This is a genomic window from Xanthomonas axonopodis pv. maculifoliigardeniae (assembly GCF_041519315.1).
Classification (GTDB): Bacteria; Pseudomonadota; Gammaproteobacteria; order Xanthomonadales; family Xanthomonadaceae; genus Xanthomonas; species Xanthomonas euvesicatoria.
The window spans coordinates 3,078,395-3,095,287 of sequence record NZ_CP167998.1; the positions used below are offsets into that span (position 1 = coordinate 3,078,395).

Here is a 16,893-nt window from a genome sequence, read left to right on the forward strand (position 1 = left end):
ATCGATGTGGCTCTGCACACCAGTTCCGTTAGGCGCTCTTATGCGCGGTGATACGGATGGTTGGCCAGCATCGCCGCGGCGCGATACAGCTGCTCGGCGACGATCAGGCGCACCAGCATGTGCGGCAGGGTGAGCGGGCCGATCGACCAGCTTTCGCTGGCGCTCTTGAGCACCTCCGCCGCGTGGCCTTCCGGTCCGCCGATGAGAAACGCCAGGTCGCGGCCCTGTCCGCGCCAATGCTCCATGCGCTGGGCGAGCTGTTCGGAACTGAGCGGGCGCCCGGGGACATCAAGCGCCACCACGTAGGCATTTTTTGGCAGCGCCGAGAGCACGCGACGGCCTTCGTCGTCGGTCGCGCGCTGCGCATCGCGGCCCTTGCCGCGCAGGCCGGGCTCGATCTCGACCAGCTCCAGCGGCATCCAGTGCGAAAGACGTTTTTGATATTCGGCAAAACCTTGCGCCACCCAGCTTGGTGCGCGCTCGCCGGTAGCGATGAGTCGGCATTTCATGACCACATGATATCCGCGTCACAGCCCGGGCAGCCCGCGGCGATTTGTCACCGCGTGTCATGGTGTGGTTACAGCTGGCAATTAGTGTCGCTCGACCACCCAGCCACGCAGGAGTCGTTCGATGCCGATTTTCGATCCCGCCCGCCGCCAGGTTCTCAAGGGCAGTGCTGCCGTCATGGCCGCCGGCGCCCTTGGCAGCTTGAGCGCGCTGCAGTCGCGCCAGGCCCAGGCCGCCACCTCGCCCTCCACGCAGCTTGCACCGGTCCCGAGCCGGTACGGCCCGCTCGCCCCGGTCGCCGACCAGAGCACCGGTTTGCCGCTGCTGCAGCTGCCACAGGGTTTCAGCTATCGCTCGTTCGGCTGGAGCGGCGACCGCATGGACGACGGCCAGCCCTGCCCCGACCGCCACGACGGCATGGCCGTGGTCGGCCTGCGCCGACCCGACTGGCGCCCCGGCAGCGACCCGCTACGCGGTCTGGAATATGTGCTGATCCGCAACCACGAACGCGGCGCAGGCAACCCGTTCCGCGCACCGGCGATGTACGACACCGGCATCGTCAGCGGCACCCAGCAGGCCGGCGGCGGCACCACCACGCTCAGTTACGGCCGGCGCGGCTGGGGCAGCCTGGAGCCGAGCCTGGGCGGCACGCTGGTCAACTGCGCCGGTGGCCCCACGCCGTGGGGCACCTGGCTGAGCTGCGAAGAGATCAAGACCAATGCGGTCTCCAGCACCGGCCGCAAGCATGGCTATGTGTTCGAGGTGGACCCGGACAGCCACCGCACCACCGGCCGCCCGCTGGTGGGCCTGGGCCGTTTCAGCCATGAAGCGGTGGCGATCGATCCGCGCACTGGCATCGTCTATCTCACCGAAGACGACCGCAACAAGGCCGGCCTGTACCGCTTCATCCCCAACGACCGCCGCGGCCGCAATGGCTCGCTGGAAAACGGCGGGCGATTGCAAGCCGCGCGCGTGCGCGGGCGCCGCAATGCCGATCTCACCGTGGCCAGCATCGGCCAGCAATTCCAGCTGGAATGGGTGGATATCTCCGAGCCCGACCTGGACAGCATCGCTGCGCCGGCCGGCTTTGCCGATATTGGCGCCAACGACACCCTGAGCGGCCCGTTCGCGCAGGCCTGGGCCGATGGCGCGCTGCGCATGAGCCGCGGCGAAGGCATCTGGTACAGCTACGGCAAGATGTTCATCGTCGACACCAGCACCGGCGTGGATGCGCAGGGGCGCCGTGGGTACGGCAACGGTGCGGTGTGGGTGCTGGACCTGTTTACCCAACGCCTGAGCGCGCTGTTCGTCAGCGGCAATCAGCTGGCTGCGCACAACCCGGATAACGTGACGGTGAGTGCGCGCGGCGGCGTGGTGTTGTGCGAAGACGGCGGCGAAAGCCCGGACCAATACGGCCCCGGCGCGCGTCTGCTCGGGCTGACGCGCAACGGCGCCTCGTTCTATCTGGCCAAGAACAACGTGCAGCTGACCTCGCAGCAGATTGCCGATGCCGGCAAGACGATCGCCGAAGGCGACTACCGCGACACCGAGTTCTGCGGCGCGTGCTGGGACCCGTTGGCGCGCACCTTGTTCGTCAACATCCAGACGCCGGGCATTACCCTGGCCATCACCGGGCCGTGGGAACGCGGACCGCTGTAAGCGCGTGGCGCTGCGCACCTGCGGTATGCATGTCCCGAACAGCGCGTGGCCAAGGAATGCACGACGCCGACCGATTGCGCAGCGAACGTCCCAGACAACAACGGCGCCCAAGGGCGCCGTTGTTGTCTCTGCGCGCCTGCGGCGCACCTGCGCAGACTCAGCGCAGTTCGTCGGACTCGTCTTCGTCGGACGGGCGTTGATCGCCCACGGTCCACAGACGCTCCAGTGCATAGAACTCGCGCACGCGCGGCAGCATCACATGCACCACCACATCGCCCAGATCGACCAGCACCCATTCGGCTTCGCGCTCGCCTTCCACGCCCAGCGGCATCACGTCCAGACGCTTGGCGAACTTGACCACTTCGTCGGCGATCGATTTGACGTGGCGGGTCGAGGTGCCGGAGACCACCACCATGTAGTCGCAGACGCTGGACTTGCCGCGCACATCGATCTCGACCACGTCCTTGGCCTTGAGTTCTTCGACAGCCTCGCGCACGGTAGCCAACAGGGCCGGCACGGACGGCGGCGGGTTCGGAAGGGAGGTCTTGATGACTTGGGCTTGGCTGGTCAAAGCGGCAACTCGATGGAATTGGCGTGAATTATAGGCCGGTCCGGCAGCACGCGTGTTCAGGTAGCCGGGCGGACGCTGCGGTACAGGCCTTCACGCTGGATCATTGCGGCCACCGGGGGCGGCACCAGACGCTGCCATTGCGCGCCGGTGGCGATGCGTGACCGCACCGCACTGGCCGATTCGCCGCGCAGTGGCTGATGCAGCAGATACAGGCGGCCGGCCGGCGCACTGACCAGCTCGTCCGCGCGTGCGACCCAGCGGCCCTGCACCATCGCGGCCAGCTGCGGTGCGTCGGCCAACGCCAAGGGTGTGCCCGGACGGGCGGCAACCACGAAATGCGTCAGCCCGAACAACGCCTCCCACTGATGCCAATGGTGCAGCCCGACGAAGGCATCGGCGCCGAGCAACCAGGCGATCGGCACCGTAGGGCCAAGTTCGGCACGCAGCTCGCGCAAGGTATCGACCGTATAGGACGGCGCATCGCACTGCGCGGCGCGCTGCAGTTCGCGGGTATCCAGTTGCAGGCCTGGAGAGTTGGCCAGCGCCAGTTGCAGCATCTGCGCACGCTGCGCAGCGGTGGCACCGGGTGCAGGGCGATGCGGCGGGTCGGCCGCCGGCACCAGTTGCACGCACGCGCCCAGTTCGTCGCGCGCCGCGCAGGCGATGGCCAGATGGCCCAGGTGGATCGGGTCGAAGGTGCCGCCGTAGTAAAGATGGAGCTGGGAATCGGGATTCGGGATTCGGGAACCGGAAGAGCCGGGGTCTGCAACGTGGTCGGGATGGGAGCGTTGCTGTTCCTGCGATCCGGAAGAGCTGCTTGCAGGGCTGGCCTGCGCAAGCTGGTCGGAATGGGCTCGCTGCCGGTCACCCTGCCCTTCCCGGCTCCCCGGTCCCGGGTCCCGGGTCCCGGCGTCCCTGGCCTTCACGCCAACAATCTCACCGCGCGGGCTTCGGCCACGGCCACCAGCAGGCGTTCCAGACCAACCCAGGCATCGCCGTCGGCGCGGCCCTTGGCCATGCGATCGACCAGCCCGGCTTCGGCGACGAAGCGTTCCCAGCGGTGCGGTTCGGGGTGACGCTGCAGCGCGCGCTTGAAGGGCGCCTGGCGCGATTCCCACAGCCCTTGCGCCTTCATTTCGGCGGCCAGGTTGCCGCCGTTGGCCTGCACCTTCGCCAGCGACGCGGTGCGCAGCAGTTCCTTGATCAGGATCGGCATCAGCGCGGCGACCGCCTCGCCTTCGCCGCGCAGGCCGGCAAGCATGCGGATCACCGCGGCCGGCTGCCCGGACAACGTGGTTTCGGCCAGCCGGAACACGTCGTAGCGCGCGGCATCGGCAACCAGCGATTCCATCGCCTCCAGATCCAGCGTCTTGCCGTCGGCCAACAGGGCGAGCTTGTCGATTTCCTGCGCGGCGGCGAGCAGGTTGCCTTCCACCCGCTCGCTCAGGCGCTGCACGGCAGCGGCATCGGCGCGCAGGCCGTGCGCGCGCAGGCGGCGCTCGATCCAGTCGGACAGTTCGTGCGGTTTGATCGCCCAGGCCACCGCGATGGTGCCGATGCGACCGACCGCCTCCGCCCACTTGCCGTGATGCGCCTTGCTCCAGTCGTTGGCGGTGATCAGCAGCACCACGTCCGGCGGCGGGTTGGCGCAGAAGCGGGTGATGACCTCGGCCCCGTCCTTGCCAGGCTTGCCGCTGGGCAGGCGCACTTCGACCAGGCGGCGCGGACTGAACAGGCTGGGCGCATTGAAGCTGGCGTCAAGCTGGTTCCAGTCGAACTCGCGGCCATCGGCATCGAATACTTCGCGTTCGCCGATGCCTTCGGCGCGCGCGCGTGCGCGCACCGCATCGGCGGCCTCAAGCACACGCAAGGTCTCGGGGCCGGCGATCAGATACACCGGCTGCAAGGGCTGGCTGGACTGGCCGGCCAGCTGCTCTGGGCGAAGTTCCATCACCGAAAACGCGGGGCGCGGCTCAGTTGCCCGACGTGGGCGCGGGCGGCAACGAGGCCGGCACGCTGGATTCGGGTGTCGTGGTCGGCTGCGCTGGCGCCGTCGGGGCCGGCGGCAATGGCGCGGTCGGCGTGCTCTCCAGACCTTCGCCGCGCTGCAGGCGTGCCCGCACCACGCTGTCGATACGACGCAGGATCGAGGCCGACATGTCCTTGCGCAGTTCGTCGGCAAGGATTTCGCGCTCGGTTGCCGTACCGGTGGCATCCACCGGTGGCGACACGTAGTCGCGCGAGAGCTCGATCACCTGCTGCGGCACCAGCACCGAGCCATTGGCGGTGGTGACGGTGAAAATGGCCGCGTAGCGCAGGCTGTATTCCTGTGCACGGCCCTGGCTGTCGATGGCGATCGGCAGATCGCCCCAACGCTCGGACAACACCTGCAACTGCGCAAAGCCGGTCTTGGCATCCTCGTCGGCCAGCGTGGCGCCGGAGGCCTTGAGACCCCGCCGCAACAGCTTGGCCAGCTCGCTGTACTGCACGGCGGACTGCACCTTCACCGCCGGTGTGTCGGGCGGCAACGCCAGCGAATTGCGCAAATGGAAGCCGCAGGCGGTGAGGCTCGAGACGAGCACGAGGGACGCAGCGAAGGCAGTAGGAAATCGAATCATGGGCACAGTCTGGATGAGCGCCCCGGCGGCGGCAACAGGCGGCTAGCCTGCCCGAGACCGCGTGAACGGGGCTTGAGAGGGCGCCGCGAAGCACTGCGGCGCCCCAGGAATGAAAAAACGCGTCGCCACGCGCCAGTGAAACGCATCGTCGGCAACCACTGCCAAAACTCACCCACGCGTCGTGCGCGCCAGTGAAATGCGGTGTCGAAAACGAAAGTGCCCACGTAAGCCACGCCACGCGCCGCCGCGGTGATTTGCCTGAAAACCCAGCAGCACGTCGTCACGCACCGATGGAATGGTCGCCCAAGACACCTGGCGCTTCTCGCCGATCGGCCTCGCCTTTTCGTGTTGCCGCGCGCCCATGCCATGCATCGCAAGATCCATCGCAGCACCACATCCGCACATCGCACGCCGGTGCAGTGAGCGGCAGCTGCAACGTTACCCACGCGCCTGACCGCATTGGACGTCCCCGCCACCGTGCAAGCGCGTTGCCACGCCGATCCGGCGCACTGCCCGGACCGGCGAGGGCAACCCGCCGGACCAGCACGGCTTAGCCGGCGACGATGTTCACGATCTTGCCCGGCACGATGATGATCTTGCGCACGCTCAGGCCTTCGAGGAACTTGGCGGCGTTCGGCTCGGCCTGCGCCAGCGCTTCGATCTGTTCGCGGGTCGCATCGGCAGCGACGTCGATCGTGCCGCGCAACTTGCCGTTGATCTGCACTGCCAGTGTCAACGCATCGCGCACCAGCGCGCTGGCATCGGCCTGCGGGAACGCCACGTTTTCCAGCAGTGTCTCGCCGCGGCCCAGGACCTGCCACAACGCGTGGCTGGCGTGCGGGGTGATCGGATTGAGCAGCAGCACCATCGCCTCCAGCGCTTCCTGGCGCACCGCGCGGCCCTGTTCGCTGGCGTCGTCGAACTTGGCCAGCGCGTTGGACAGTTCCATCACTGCGGCAATGGCGGTGTTGAAGCTGTGGCGGCGGCCGTAGTCGTCGCTGACCTTGCCGATGGTTTCGTGGGTCTTGCGGCGGATCGCTTTCTGCTCGGCGCTCAACACGGCGACGTCCAGCGCGACGGCAGCACCCTCGCCCACATGCTTGTGCACCTGCACCCACAACCGGCGCATGAAGCGCGCCATGCCGTCGACGCCGGCCTCGTTCCACTCCAGCGACTGCTCCGGCGGCGCGGCGAACATCGAGAACAGCCGCACGGTGTCGGCGCCGTACTTGGCCACCATCGACTGCGGGTCCACGCCGTTGTTCTTGGACTTGGACATCTTCTCGGTGCCGCCGATGTGCACCGGCTGGCCGTCGGCGATCAGCACCGCGCCGGTGACGCGGCCACGCTCGTCGCGCTGGATTTCGACATCGGCCGGGTTGATCCAGTCCTTGCCGCCGTTGTCGGCATCGCGATAGAAGGTCTCGGCGATGACCATGCCCTGGGTGAGCAGATTGGTCACCGGCTCATCGCTGTCCACCAGCCGCGCGTCGCGCATGAGCTTGTGATAGAAGCGGAAGTACATCAGGTGCAGGATCGCGTGCTCGATGCCGCCCACGTACAGGTCGGCCGGCATCCAGTAATTGGCGCGGCGGTCGACCATGTCGCGTGCGTTGGGGCTGGTGTAGCGCGCCACGTACCAGCTCGATTCCATGAAGGTGTCGAAGGTATCGGTCTCGCGCTCGGCCGGGCCGCCGCAGTCCGGGCAGGTAGTCTGGCGCCAGCTCGGGTCGGTCTTGATCGGCGAACCGGTGCCGGAAAATTCCACGTTCTCCGGCAGCACCACCGGCAGTTGGTCTTCCGGCACCGGCACCGCGCCGCACTTGGCGCAATAGATCACCGGAATCGGGCAGCCCCAGTAACGCTGACGGCTCACGCCCCAGTCACGCAGGCGGTAATTGACCCGACGCTGGCCCTGGCCCTTGCGCTCGAAGCGCTCGGCCAGTGCTTCGAAGGCACCGCCGAAATCCAGTCCATCGAACTCGGCCGAATTGATCAGTTCCAGCTCGCGGCTCTTGTCGGTGTACCAATCGCGCCAGTGGGTGGCGTCCCAGGTCTGCTCTTCTTCGTTGCGCGGCTCGCGCAGCTTGACCACCTGCACGATCGGCAGGCCGTACTTGTTGGCGAACTCGAAATCGCGCTGGTCGTGGCCCGGAACGGCCATCACCGCGCCGGTGCCGTAGCCCATCAGCACGAAGTTGGCCACCCACACCGGCACCTGCTCGCCGCTGATCGGGTGGACCGCGGTCAGGCCAGTGGCCATGCCGCGTTTTTCCTGGGTTTCCAGCTCGGCTTCGGAGACGCCGCCATGCTTGAGCGTTTCCAGCAGCGCGGCCAGTTCCGGGTTGGACTTGGCGGCATGCAACGCCAGCGGATGCTCGGCGGCGATCGACACGAAGGTCACGCCCATCAGCGTGTCCGGGCGGGTGGTGAACACGCGCAGCGGGTCCAGCGGTGCGCCGTCGATGTCGCGCACGTCGAACTGGATTTCCAGCCCTTCCGAGCGGCCGATCCAGTTGCGCTGCATGGTCTTGACCGAATCCGGCCAGCCGTCCAGTTGATCCAGGCCGTCCAGCAGTTCCTGGGCGTAATCGGTGATGCGCAGGAACCACTGCGGGATCTCGCGCTTTTCCACCAGCGCGCCGGAGCGCCAGCCGCGGCCGTCGATGACCTGCTCGTTGGCCAGCACGGTCTGGTCGATCGGGTCCCAGTTCACCACCGCGTTGCGGCGGTAGGCCAGGCCCTTGCGCATCAAGCGGGTGAACATGCGCTGCTCGTGCACGTAATAGTCCGGCGTGCAGGTGGCGAACTCGCGCGACCAGTCGATGGCGTAGCCCAGCGATTTCAGCTGCGCGCGCATGTGCTCGATGTTGGCGTAGGTCCACTTGGCCGGCGCGGTCTTATTCTTGATGGCGGCATTTTCGGCCGGCAACCCGAACGCATCCCAGCCCATCGGCTGCAGCACGTTATGGCCGGTCATGCGCTTGTAGCGGCTGACCACGTCGGAGATGGTGTAGTTGCGCACATGGCCCATGTGCAGCGCCCCGGACGGGTACGGCAGCATCGACAGGCAATAGAACTTGGGTTTCTCCGAGTTCTCGTCGACCTGGAAGGCGCGGGTGGCATCCCAGAACTGCTGGGCGGAGGTTTCGACCTGCTGCGGGTCGTAGACGTTCGGTTCGACGGTGGACATTGGGAGCGGATGCTCGGGCGGTGCAAAGCGGTACAGGGTACCGCAGTGCAGCAGGTGGACCAAACCGTTACCGCAGCGCGGCCGGCTTCGGCGGCCAGATCCAGCCCGCGACCGCCAGCCAGCCGACCCAGGCCAGGAACGCCAGCCGTTGCGCAATGGCCTGGCGCACCAGGCCCGGCGGGCCGAACGCCAGCACTGCCACCAGCAATCCGGCCGCCAGGCTCAACCAGGCCAGCCTGCGGGTCGTGGCATCGTTGAGCAGCGCGGCGGCAATCAACAACATGCCGGGCACGAACGCCACGGCCCACAACAACCAGGCGGTGGCATGGGCCTGGCTGGCACGGCCATCCAGATCGGTGGGATCCAGCGGCAGCATGCCCATGCCCAGGAAGGCCAGGCCGGCCAGCACGATCAACTGTCCGCCCACGCGCAGACTCCAGCTGGCCTTGGGCGGCATGCGCGCCAGCAGGCTGACCCCGGTGGCCATGCCCAGCGCGCCTACCAGCACGAAGGCGACCAGATTGAAGCCCAGCGCATGCGGCACGCCCTGCGCGCCCAACAGCGCCACCGGATGGCTGGCCTGCAGATAGCCCGGCAGCGTGACGCCGAAACCGGCCAGCGCCAGTACGAAAACCGTTGCCGCGATCAGGCCCATGTAGCGCTGCGCGCGCTCGGTGGTTGCCATTGGCTTGCTCCAACACGGGGCGCGACGCGCCGCCAGAACGCGGCATTGTCGTGCCGGTCGGGCGCGGCGTGAACCCCTGACGCTGCCACGGCCATGCGGAAGGCGCCCGAACCGGGCACGTGAGCGCCTCATTGCGGCTGGGCTTGTGTCAGCCGCGTTTGCCACCATTACCTCCCACTGTTGCCGCACTTAACTTCTGGAAGCCCATGTCCGACAAGCCGCATGTATTCGATGCCACCACCGACACCTTCGAGACCGAGGTCCTGCAGAAATCGTTGACGACACCGGTCCTGGTGGACTTCTGGGCCACCTGGTGCGGCCCCTGCAAGTCGCTGACGCCGATCCTGGAAAAGCTGGCCGGCGAGTACAACGGTGCGTTCGAGCTGGGCAAGGTCGACGTGGACAAGGAACAGCAGATCGCTGCGGCGTTCCAGATCCGCTCGGTGCCGACGGTCTTCCTGGTCAAGGGCGGGGAGATCGTCGACGGCTTCCCCGGCGCGATGCCGGAAGGCCAGGTGCGCGAATTCCTGACCCAGCACGGCGTGCTGCCGGCCGAGCCGCAGGTGGCAGAAGACGTGCCGCTGGCGCCGCTCGACCCGCAGGCGCAGGCCGCGGCGCTGCGTGAAGCGGTCGCCGCCGAACCGGACAAGGACGAACTCAAGCTGGACCTGGCGCTGGCGCTGCTCAAGACCGGCGACACCGCCGAGGCCGAGCAGTTGATCGATGCCCTGCCCGCCAACCTGGCCACCGACGACCGCGCGGTGCGCGCCAAGGCGCGGCTGAGCTTTGCCAACGTTCTCAAGGACGCCCCGGACGCCGGCACCCTGCAGGCTGCCGTGGATGCCAACAGCGCCGACCTGCGCGCACGGCACCTGCTCGGCGTGCGCCATCTGCTCGACGGCAACGACGAAGCGGCGCTGGAGCAGTTCCTGGAAATGCTGCGGCAGGACCGCAGCTTCGACGACAACCTGCCGCGCCGTAGCCTGATCGATGCCTTCCGCGTGATCGAGGACGAAGATCTGGTCGGCCGCTATCGTCGCAAGATGTCGGCGCTGGTGTTTTAAGCCCCAGCGTTGACGTGCGACACCTGCGCTGAGTTGAGGCGGTCACCCGATCGCCCTGCTCACCGCAGGATGCGCGCCGGGCCTGTGCCCGGCGTGTTGCGTTCGGGGGCCTGCATGGCTTTTTGACCCGGGCCAACGACCATGACGACACCAGCTCGCGGTCGGCAGCAACGGACGGACGCCGTGCCGACCACGCGCAGCCGGCCTAATCCATACGCATGCGAATGTTATGCTGCGCACTTTCCCTTGCCAAGGAAACAGGCCCGTATGCGCGCATCGCTGTTCAAGTTAGGCATCAATCTGTGGCCGCCATTTTTGTTTGCCGGCATCCACGTCACCGTGCTCTCGGCCGACTACCGTTTTGCGCGGGTGGAGCTGCGCCAGCGCCCATGGAATCGCAACTATGTCGGCACCCATTTCGGCGGCAGCCTGTTTGCGATGACCGACCCGTTCTGGATGCTGCTGACCATGCACAACCTGGGCCGCGAATATTACGTGTGGGACAAGGCCGGCAGCATCGAATTCGTCAAGCCCGGGCGCGGCACGGTAACGGCGGATTTCGTCATCGACGACGGCGTGCTGGCGCAATTGCGCCAGGCCACTGCAAACGGCGAGAAACATCTGCGCTGGTTCGAGAACACGGTCTACAACCGCGACGGCGAAGTGGTCGCACATGTCCGCAAGCAGCTCTACGTCAAACGCAAACCCGCACGCTGAGGATGACGGCAGTGACGCTGCCACGCCAGCCGATACGGCGATGCATGTTTCGCTCGACTCGCCGCCCACGCAACGGATGATGGCGGAGCGAAACAGCTGCACGCCCTCCTGACCAGGTGCTAATGCCGCAGCAGCAAACGCGCAGGCACTTTGCCATAGGCGCAACGCGAGTGTGGCCACCGCAGCCGCAAGCGTGCCGCCCGTTGCTGCAGTTGTCGCGCAACGCGCATCGGTTTTGTATCAGGCCATGGGCGCATTGACTTGGAACCCGTTGCTCACTGACAAGCCTGCGTTCCGGCATGCAGGTAACGCCGGGCTGACGCAAGCGCTACGGGCCGCAGCCCTGGCTGCAACTCGTAGCGCGTGCGTTTGGTCATGGCCAGGCGCCGGCGCCTGGGCGGCGCTCAAGGCCTACCCTGTTGCCACTGCTGCAGCGCCTGCTTCTGACGCAAGGCCGCGCCAAGCGCGTGCAATTGCGCAGACAACTCTGCGATCACCGCGCGGCCTTCGCCGTCACCCGCGACGGGGAGATCGGCCAGCCGACCAAGCGCATCGTCGATGGTCGCGATCGAGACCGCTTGCGCAGCCACCTGGTTCCTTAGCTGCTGCAACGCATTGCGCAATCGGTCGACGTCAGCGCTGAGCGGCACGGTCACGCCCGTGCCTTCTTCCATGGCACGCGCCACTTCGCCCTGGGCTGGCGGGGGAAGCAAGCCAAGCGCTGTGTCCAAGGGCTCGGCGAGCGTCTGCAAGGTGCGTGAAATCGTTCTATCCTGCTCGGCCGCCGCAATGGCGCGCTCGTGATCCAATCGCGTGGCCTGGGTGGTATTTGTGCCGTTCTTGGCTTTCAGCGCATTCCACACCACATCGTTGAAGAACATCTGCGCTCCTTGCTGCAACACCCATGCTGGAGAATTGTCGGCCTCTCCGGGCAAGCTGCCGCCGCCATACCCTCCTCTCAGCGGGGAAGCGATCAATCTGGTGGCACCCAACGAAGCCATGTTGGCCAACACATTGCCGACCATATGGCGTCCCAGCACATCGCGCAGCGCCGTCGTTGCCGCGTTCGCCGTGCTGAACGCCTGTCTCGCTAAAGCCATCGCTTCCTGACCTGTCTGCAACAGATAGCTGGGAAAATGCACCGCATCGGACCACGTGGCAGGAGGTCGTGTCTTGTCCGGCAATGCAAGAGCGAACAGATTCAAGCGCTGATGCCCACCGAGCAAATCGGGAACCGTCATCTGGCCAGTGCGCCCCATTGCCTTGCCGGTGTCCAGCAACGCCTTATGCAAAGCGCCTGCACCACCCACCGCCAGCCCGGCCAGGCCAACTTCGGCAACCGCCGTACGGGTGGAGGGGTCGCCTGAGGTGCGCCGCGCGGCGTTAAAGCCGCCGCTGATGGTCGGCCTGAGCAGCATGGTGTCCAGCGCCGTATCGTCCAGCATGGACTGACGCTGCGCGATTCCTGCCCGACGGTCATAGGCCTGTGCCGTGAGCTCGGCACGGGTCGGCGTACCGTTTTCTCCGGGACGCACGAAGCGCTTGTTTCCCTCAGGGGTGACTTCCAATAGGACCGGCGGCGGGTCCGGCACCAGGATCTTGGGATCGATCGCCTGGAAACGCGGCAGATTGGCAACGCGCGCGCGCCTGTCCATCGATGGAATCAACAGCGTGTCGCAGGCATGCGACCCCATTCCCGAGATCACCCCAGCCAGGGTCGCTGTACTCAAGGGTTCGGAAGCGGGCGGGCGGCTGCTCTGGTAGGCAGTGGCTGCAGAAATGCCGAGCGGCGTCCGCAACGCGCCAACGAAAAACGATCTGAGACTTTCATACGCAATGGGCAGCGACGCTTTCCTGCCGACCGCCTTCATATCCCCGGCAACTTTGTAGGCAGCGTCCGGACCGAACGCCTCAATACGCTCCTGCAAGCGGGCATCGGCCCACTGCACGTATTCCGCCTGCAATGCGAGCTGCTCGTCCGACGGCTCCGCAAACGGGCGATCCTTCAGACCTGCACGCAGTTGCGCCTTCAGGCGTTCGCAAGCGGCGACACAACGCTGCGCGTAAGCCCCCTGCGTCGCCGAAGAAGAAGCCGCCTGCTGGTTGCCTGGATGCCGCCCAGCGCGATGCTGGCGCTCTGCGCGCTCAGACGCAGCGCGGGAGGATTCACCCGCTTCCGGACGCCACTGCCTGGTCTTGGCGGGGGATAATTCACCCGACGGCAGCGTTGTGGTCTTGCCTGCACGCGCGCGCAAGCGCGGGCTCGGCTCCGCCAGCCCCTTTAGCACCGTCGAACGCGGCGTCTGCGGCTCTGGCACGAATGGTTCGCTTGCGTGCGCGGCACCGGGATTTGCGGACGATCCACTTGGGATGGACGGTGGAGCGCTGTTCTGGCGTTGGAGCTTCATACGACAGCCTCCCTCGCGCTGCCCGCCTGCGTCACCAGCGCATCCAGCACGACACGTGCGACGACCTGCCCCCGCTCGAGAGTGGCTGCCACGTCTTCGGGCGTCTGCGCGAGCAGCAACGGGCAGATGCACAGCAGGCCCAGGTTGGACATCGTCAGCCGCCACCCGTACTCGGTCAGCAGTTGCTCTTGCAGCGCAAGCAGTGTGACGACCTCGTCGCCCTCGAGTTCGCGTGCGGCCAACGGCAGGATGACTTCCGGAAATCCCGACACGCCATCGTTCCGGGGCTGCGCATGCACGCGACACAGCATGCCCGCAGGCCCGAGAACGGTCTCGCCTTCACGCAGGCGCTGCACCAGTGCATCGGTCAGGCCCAGGCGAAGACCAAGACCGGAAAAGAACGAAGCCACCATGGAATCAACATTGATCTGATCGGATGTCATTTGAGGTATCTCACAATGAAAGTGCGAGCTTCATCGCTTGGCTCTGCCTGGGCAGTGTCACTGTCAGCGCCCGGTCACCGCAAAAAAAGCGCGAATCACCGGCGCAACGCACGAAGCGCGAAGCCTCACGCAAATAGTTCGATCCGCACTTTTGCCTGTTTGCTCAAGTCAGCGATCAAGGCTGTGGTGGCCACAGATTTTTCGGCACCTCAGGCCATGCCCGTCACCAATGACCATCGCCTGGCGCGCCGTCCGGCGCGGCAGTCCTGACGCGCAGCACCATTGGCATGCACCCACGACGACCTGCTCGCCCTGGACGCGCATTTTTGGAAGGTTGCTGACGAGACAGAGACCGGCCGACTGCAGAGTGCCAGTGCATTTGAAAAGACTGCCCTCTGTCACGCTCCACATCCATTGCATACCAGGCGCCGCTTCGGAACCTGATTTGGTTCGCGTACGGCGATAGAAAATCTGCTGGACCGACAGCGGGCATACGCGTCTGGTAGTTCAATTTTCGCGCAGTGCATTCACCACTTCGCCTCCACCAATACCGGCAGGCCCAGGATTGCACCAGGAACTTCGCTACGGGAGGGAGGTTCCACGGCATCTGCGATGCAATCCCATGCGATGCGCACCAATCGTCCGGTACGCACGCAATCTATCTGCCGTATACACGTCAGGAGATGTCCCGATGAAGTCATCCGCATCCGTCGATTCGGCCAGCCGCAGTGCGGGGTCGCACTTGCCTGAGATCCAGGAAACAGAGCTCGCCACTGCCTCCACCTCTGCGGCCGTCACACACCAATCCGCGCCGGACCCCGCACTCAGCCCACTTGGGCGTGCGCCCGTCAGGCGCAGTGGCGCAAACACGCTAGGGGCGCTCCTAGCCAGGCCCGAGCAAGACGCCCAGGCCCTCGTCCCGCAACCGGCAACCTCATCGAATGCAACGAAGGCGACGCTGGCACGGCTTCGTCAGCAGTTGGCTTCGGACGATGCACGCGCAATCGCACCGGACTTGGCGGCCGATCTGATCAGCAGGCTCAGGCCGATGAAATCGCCCGGCACCACGGGTGCGCAGGCACGCGCGGCCACGCATGCGGACCTGGTCAGCCGCATCAGCGAACACGATGTGATCGATTGGTACAAGGCGCAGGGGCTGAACGAAAACGACGTAGCCACGCTGCGGCGCACCGCACTGCTTTCCGGCATGCCCAACCCGAGCGGCAGCTTCCTCACCAATGCCATGCAGTACATCGTCTCGCCGTGGATCAACTATGCGACACGCCAACCGTGGGCCGGCGCAGGGTTCGGTCTGGCCACCATGCTGGTCGCCGCACCTGTGAATGCCGGCCAACAATCGGCGGTTGTCAGCCTGTGCGAGTCGATTCGCGAACACGGCGCACACGTCATCGTGCCGGACAAGAAGCAGATCAACGACAAGCACTGGCTCCCCGAACTGGCACACGCCCTCAAGGAAAAGATCGAAACGTTCGCCAGAGCCTGCGACGTGTTTCGCGAGATTCAGAGTGATCCGAATTCCTCAAGTAAGGAACGCGCGGCGGCAGCCGACGTCTTGCTGGCAGCAGAGAAGGAGCTGCACCAGGCCCAGCATGATTTCGTCATGACCCAGGGCGCACACGATCGCCAGTGGCAGGGCAACCGCTGGCAGGCCGTTCCACGCATCTTGCGTTCGCCGGTGGCCAGCACGCTGGGGCTGCTCAGCAAGACAGGCGCGATGCGTGCGCTGTCGCCGACGGCGCAGACGGTTGGCGCGATGTTGATGACGGCTGCGCAACATGTGGCCGCCGGCTTCGACGAGCAAGCCAAGCAGGAAGCCAACAACAAGCTCAACCTCTTGTACGCCGATGTACTGACCGACGCAGGCAAGCAGAAGCTGGCCAGCGGCGCGGCGGTCAGCGCAGAGGACATCAAGGCCGACAAGCTACGCAGCCTGATCCAGTCGCCCACCCAAGCGCTGGTCAAGCGCGTCACCGCCGGGGTCGCCGAGTTGGAGAAGCTGCTGGCGGATGCAGTGACAGCAGAGGGTACGCAGCCAGGCGCAATCACGGCAGACGACCGCGACATCGAGGCCGGCGACGCCAGCAAGGCGATGCAGGAACTGCGCTTGGTGCGCAACGACCTTGAGGCGTTGCGCGAAGGCAGGCTCGACGAAATCGACCCGAACGGCACCGCATCCAAGCTGCTTATCGGCGCCGAAAAGTCCGTGCTGTCGCAGCAGCTGTTCAACGATATCGCCAAGAAGTACAACTATCTCGAGTTCACCGCGCAAACCGCACAGCGCATCGGCCAGATGTTCCATCTGATCTTCCTGGGCAGCGCCGCATCGTCGGTAATCAGCAAACTCGTTTCGGCCTCCCAGGGCGGGACCCGCAATGTTCCGCTCCCGCAAAGCCTGGCGGTCTCGGCGATCTCCGGGGGCATGGCCGCCGTTGGCGCCCTGAACCAGCACACCGCCATCACCATCAAGAACAACCGTCGCGAGGGAAGCACCGACATCGGGCTGGGGAAGCAGGTAGGCCGCGGAATCCTGGGCGCCATGCATGAAACGCTCTCCCAGCGACGTGGGACCAAGGCCAGCAAGGCCATCAACGCCTTGTTGGAGGGCAATGATGTTGAAGCGCTGCTGGCAACGGCAAGAGCGTTGTCTGTGCAGGAGGCAAGCACCTCTTCCAGCCAGCCACAGGATTTGCCATCGACATCCAGGGCGGCACCACCGCGCCGGGAACATGTTTCGGCCCCGAGTAGCCCGAACCGATCGAGGCTGGAACAGACCAACAACGAGATAACGCGGTCCAAGAGCGCTCGGAACTTGGGGACGGAACTGCACGAGTTCGCCCGCATGGCCGGCAAACACTCCAAGCACCTGGTGTGAGGTGATGATCCGGCATGTTGCAGGGCGTCGCTTCCCTGCAACATGGCCGCCGCACCGGACGCTGCCTTGTCCGTTACCGACGTCGATTGACGCGGGGTGTGCTGCTTCCTCGGCAGCCGCGCCGGCAGGCGGATG

14 protein-coding genes are annotated in these 16,893 nt (G+C 66.0%); 4 read left to right on the forward strand and 10 right to left on the reverse strand.

Annotated elements, in window-relative coordinates; translation table 11 throughout:
• Window positions 1–38 precede the first annotated feature (38 nt).
• Window positions 39–509 carry a 23S rRNA (pseudouridine(1915)-N(3))-methyltransferase RlmH gene (gene rlmH, locus ACDH77_RS13315; protein WP_031423404.1) on the reverse strand — a complete coding sequence of 157 codons (471 nt, stop codon included), beginning with the start codon at window positions 507–509 and terminating at the stop codon, window positions 39–41.
• A 121-nt stretch (window positions 510–630) separates the two neighbouring features.
• Here rlmH and ACDH77_RS13320 point away from each other — a divergent pair, with 121 nt between their 5' ends.
• Complete coding sequence (locus ACDH77_RS13320) at window positions 631–2,166, forward strand: alkaline phosphatase PhoX (RefSeq protein ID WP_014090572.1); 1,536 nt, start codon at window positions 631–633, stop codon at window positions 2,164–2,166.
• A gap of 157 nt (window positions 2,167–2,323) precedes the next feature.
• Here ACDH77_RS13320 and rsfS read toward each other — a convergent pair whose 3' ends face one another.
• The 7 genes from rsfS to ACDH77_RS13355 all read right to left on the reverse strand — a co-directional run bounded on the left by rsfS (window position 2,324) and on the right by ACDH77_RS13355 (window position 9,233).
• Window positions 2,324–2,737, reverse strand: coding sequence for a ribosome silencing factor (gene rsfS, locus ACDH77_RS13325; RefSeq protein WP_005912943.1), 414 nt, complete (start codon window positions 2,735–2,737; stop codon window positions 2,324–2,326).
• Window positions 2,738–2,793: 56 nt separating this feature from the next.
• Window positions 2,794–3,663 carry a nicotinate-nucleotide adenylyltransferase gene (gene nadD, locus ACDH77_RS13330; RefSeq protein ID WP_372353493.1) on the reverse strand — a complete coding sequence of 290 codons (870 nt, stop codon included), beginning with the start codon at window positions 3,661–3,663 and terminating at the stop codon, window positions 2,794–2,796.
• Window positions 3,660–4,688 (reverse strand): DNA polymerase III subunit delta, encoded by a 1,029-nt coding sequence (gene holA, locus ACDH77_RS13335; protein ID WP_014090574.1) that lies wholly within the window; start codon window positions 4,686–4,688, stop codon window positions 3,660–3,662. The genes nadD and holA overlap by 4 nt, the downstream gene beginning before the upstream one ends.
• 22 nt (window positions 4,689–4,710) lie before the next feature.
• Window positions 4,711–5,355: an LPS assembly lipoprotein LptE gene (lptE, locus tag ACDH77_RS13340; RefSeq protein WP_008573172.1), complete on the reverse strand. Its 645-nt coding sequence runs from the start codon at window positions 5,353–5,355 to the stop codon at window positions 4,711–4,713.
• Between the two features lie 168 nt (window positions 5,356–5,523).
• The gene (locus tag ACDH77_RS13345) at window positions 5,524–5,739 is read right to left on the reverse strand and encodes a hypothetical protein (protein WP_071118627.1); all 216 of its coding nucleotides are present in this window, start codon (window positions 5,737–5,739) and stop codon (window positions 5,524–5,526) included.
• A 166-nt stretch (window positions 5,740–5,905) separates the two neighbouring features.
• On the reverse strand, window positions 5,906–8,548 hold the full coding sequence (gene leuS / locus ACDH77_RS13350; protein ID WP_029819792.1) for a leucine--tRNA ligase: 2,643 nt from the start codon (window positions 8,546–8,548) through the stop codon (window positions 5,906–5,908).
• Between the two features lie 67 nt (window positions 8,549–8,615).
• Window positions 8,616–9,233 (reverse strand): DUF998 domain-containing protein, encoded by a 618-nt coding sequence (locus ACDH77_RS13355; RefSeq protein ID WP_008573173.1) that lies wholly within the window; start codon window positions 9,231–9,233, stop codon window positions 8,616–8,618.
• 206 nt (window positions 9,234–9,439) lie between these two features.
• Between ACDH77_RS13355 and trxA the strand changes: the two genes are divergently transcribed.
• Both trxA and ACDH77_RS13365 read left to right on the forward strand, forming a co-directional pair.
• Window positions 9,440–10,297, forward strand: a complete 858-nt coding sequence (gene trxA / locus ACDH77_RS13360) for a thioredoxin (protein WP_029819793.1) — start codon at window positions 9,440–9,442, stop codon at window positions 10,295–10,297.
• A gap of 267 nt (window positions 10,298–10,564) precedes the next feature.
• Window positions 10,565–11,014 carry a DUF4442 domain-containing protein gene (locus tag ACDH77_RS13365; protein WP_029819795.1) on the forward strand — a complete coding sequence of 150 codons (450 nt, stop codon included), beginning with the start codon at window positions 10,565–10,567 and terminating at the stop codon, window positions 11,012–11,014.
• Between the two features lie 404 nt (window positions 11,015–11,418).
• Here ACDH77_RS13365 and xopF1 read toward each other — a convergent pair whose 3' ends face one another.
• Window positions 11,419–13,422, reverse strand: a complete 2,004-nt coding sequence (gene xopF1, locus ACDH77_RS13370) for a type III secretion system effector XopF1 (protein WP_372353494.1) — start codon at window positions 13,420–13,422, stop codon at window positions 11,419–11,421.
• A complete protein-coding gene (gene hap3, locus ACDH77_RS13375) occupies window positions 13,419–13,865 on the reverse strand; it encodes an Hpa3 family type III secretion system protein (RefSeq protein WP_057681414.1) in 447 nt (148 codons plus the stop codon). The genes xopF1 and hap3 overlap by 4 nt, the downstream gene beginning before the upstream one ends.
• 691 nt (window positions 13,866–14,556) lie before the next feature.
• Between hap3 and xopN the strand changes: the two genes are divergently transcribed.
• A complete protein-coding gene (gene xopN / locus ACDH77_RS13380; protein WP_372353910.1) occupies window positions 14,557–16,758 on the forward strand; it encodes a type III secretion system effector XopN in 2,202 nt (733 codons plus the stop codon).
• Window positions 16,759–16,893 lie beyond the last annotated feature (135 nt).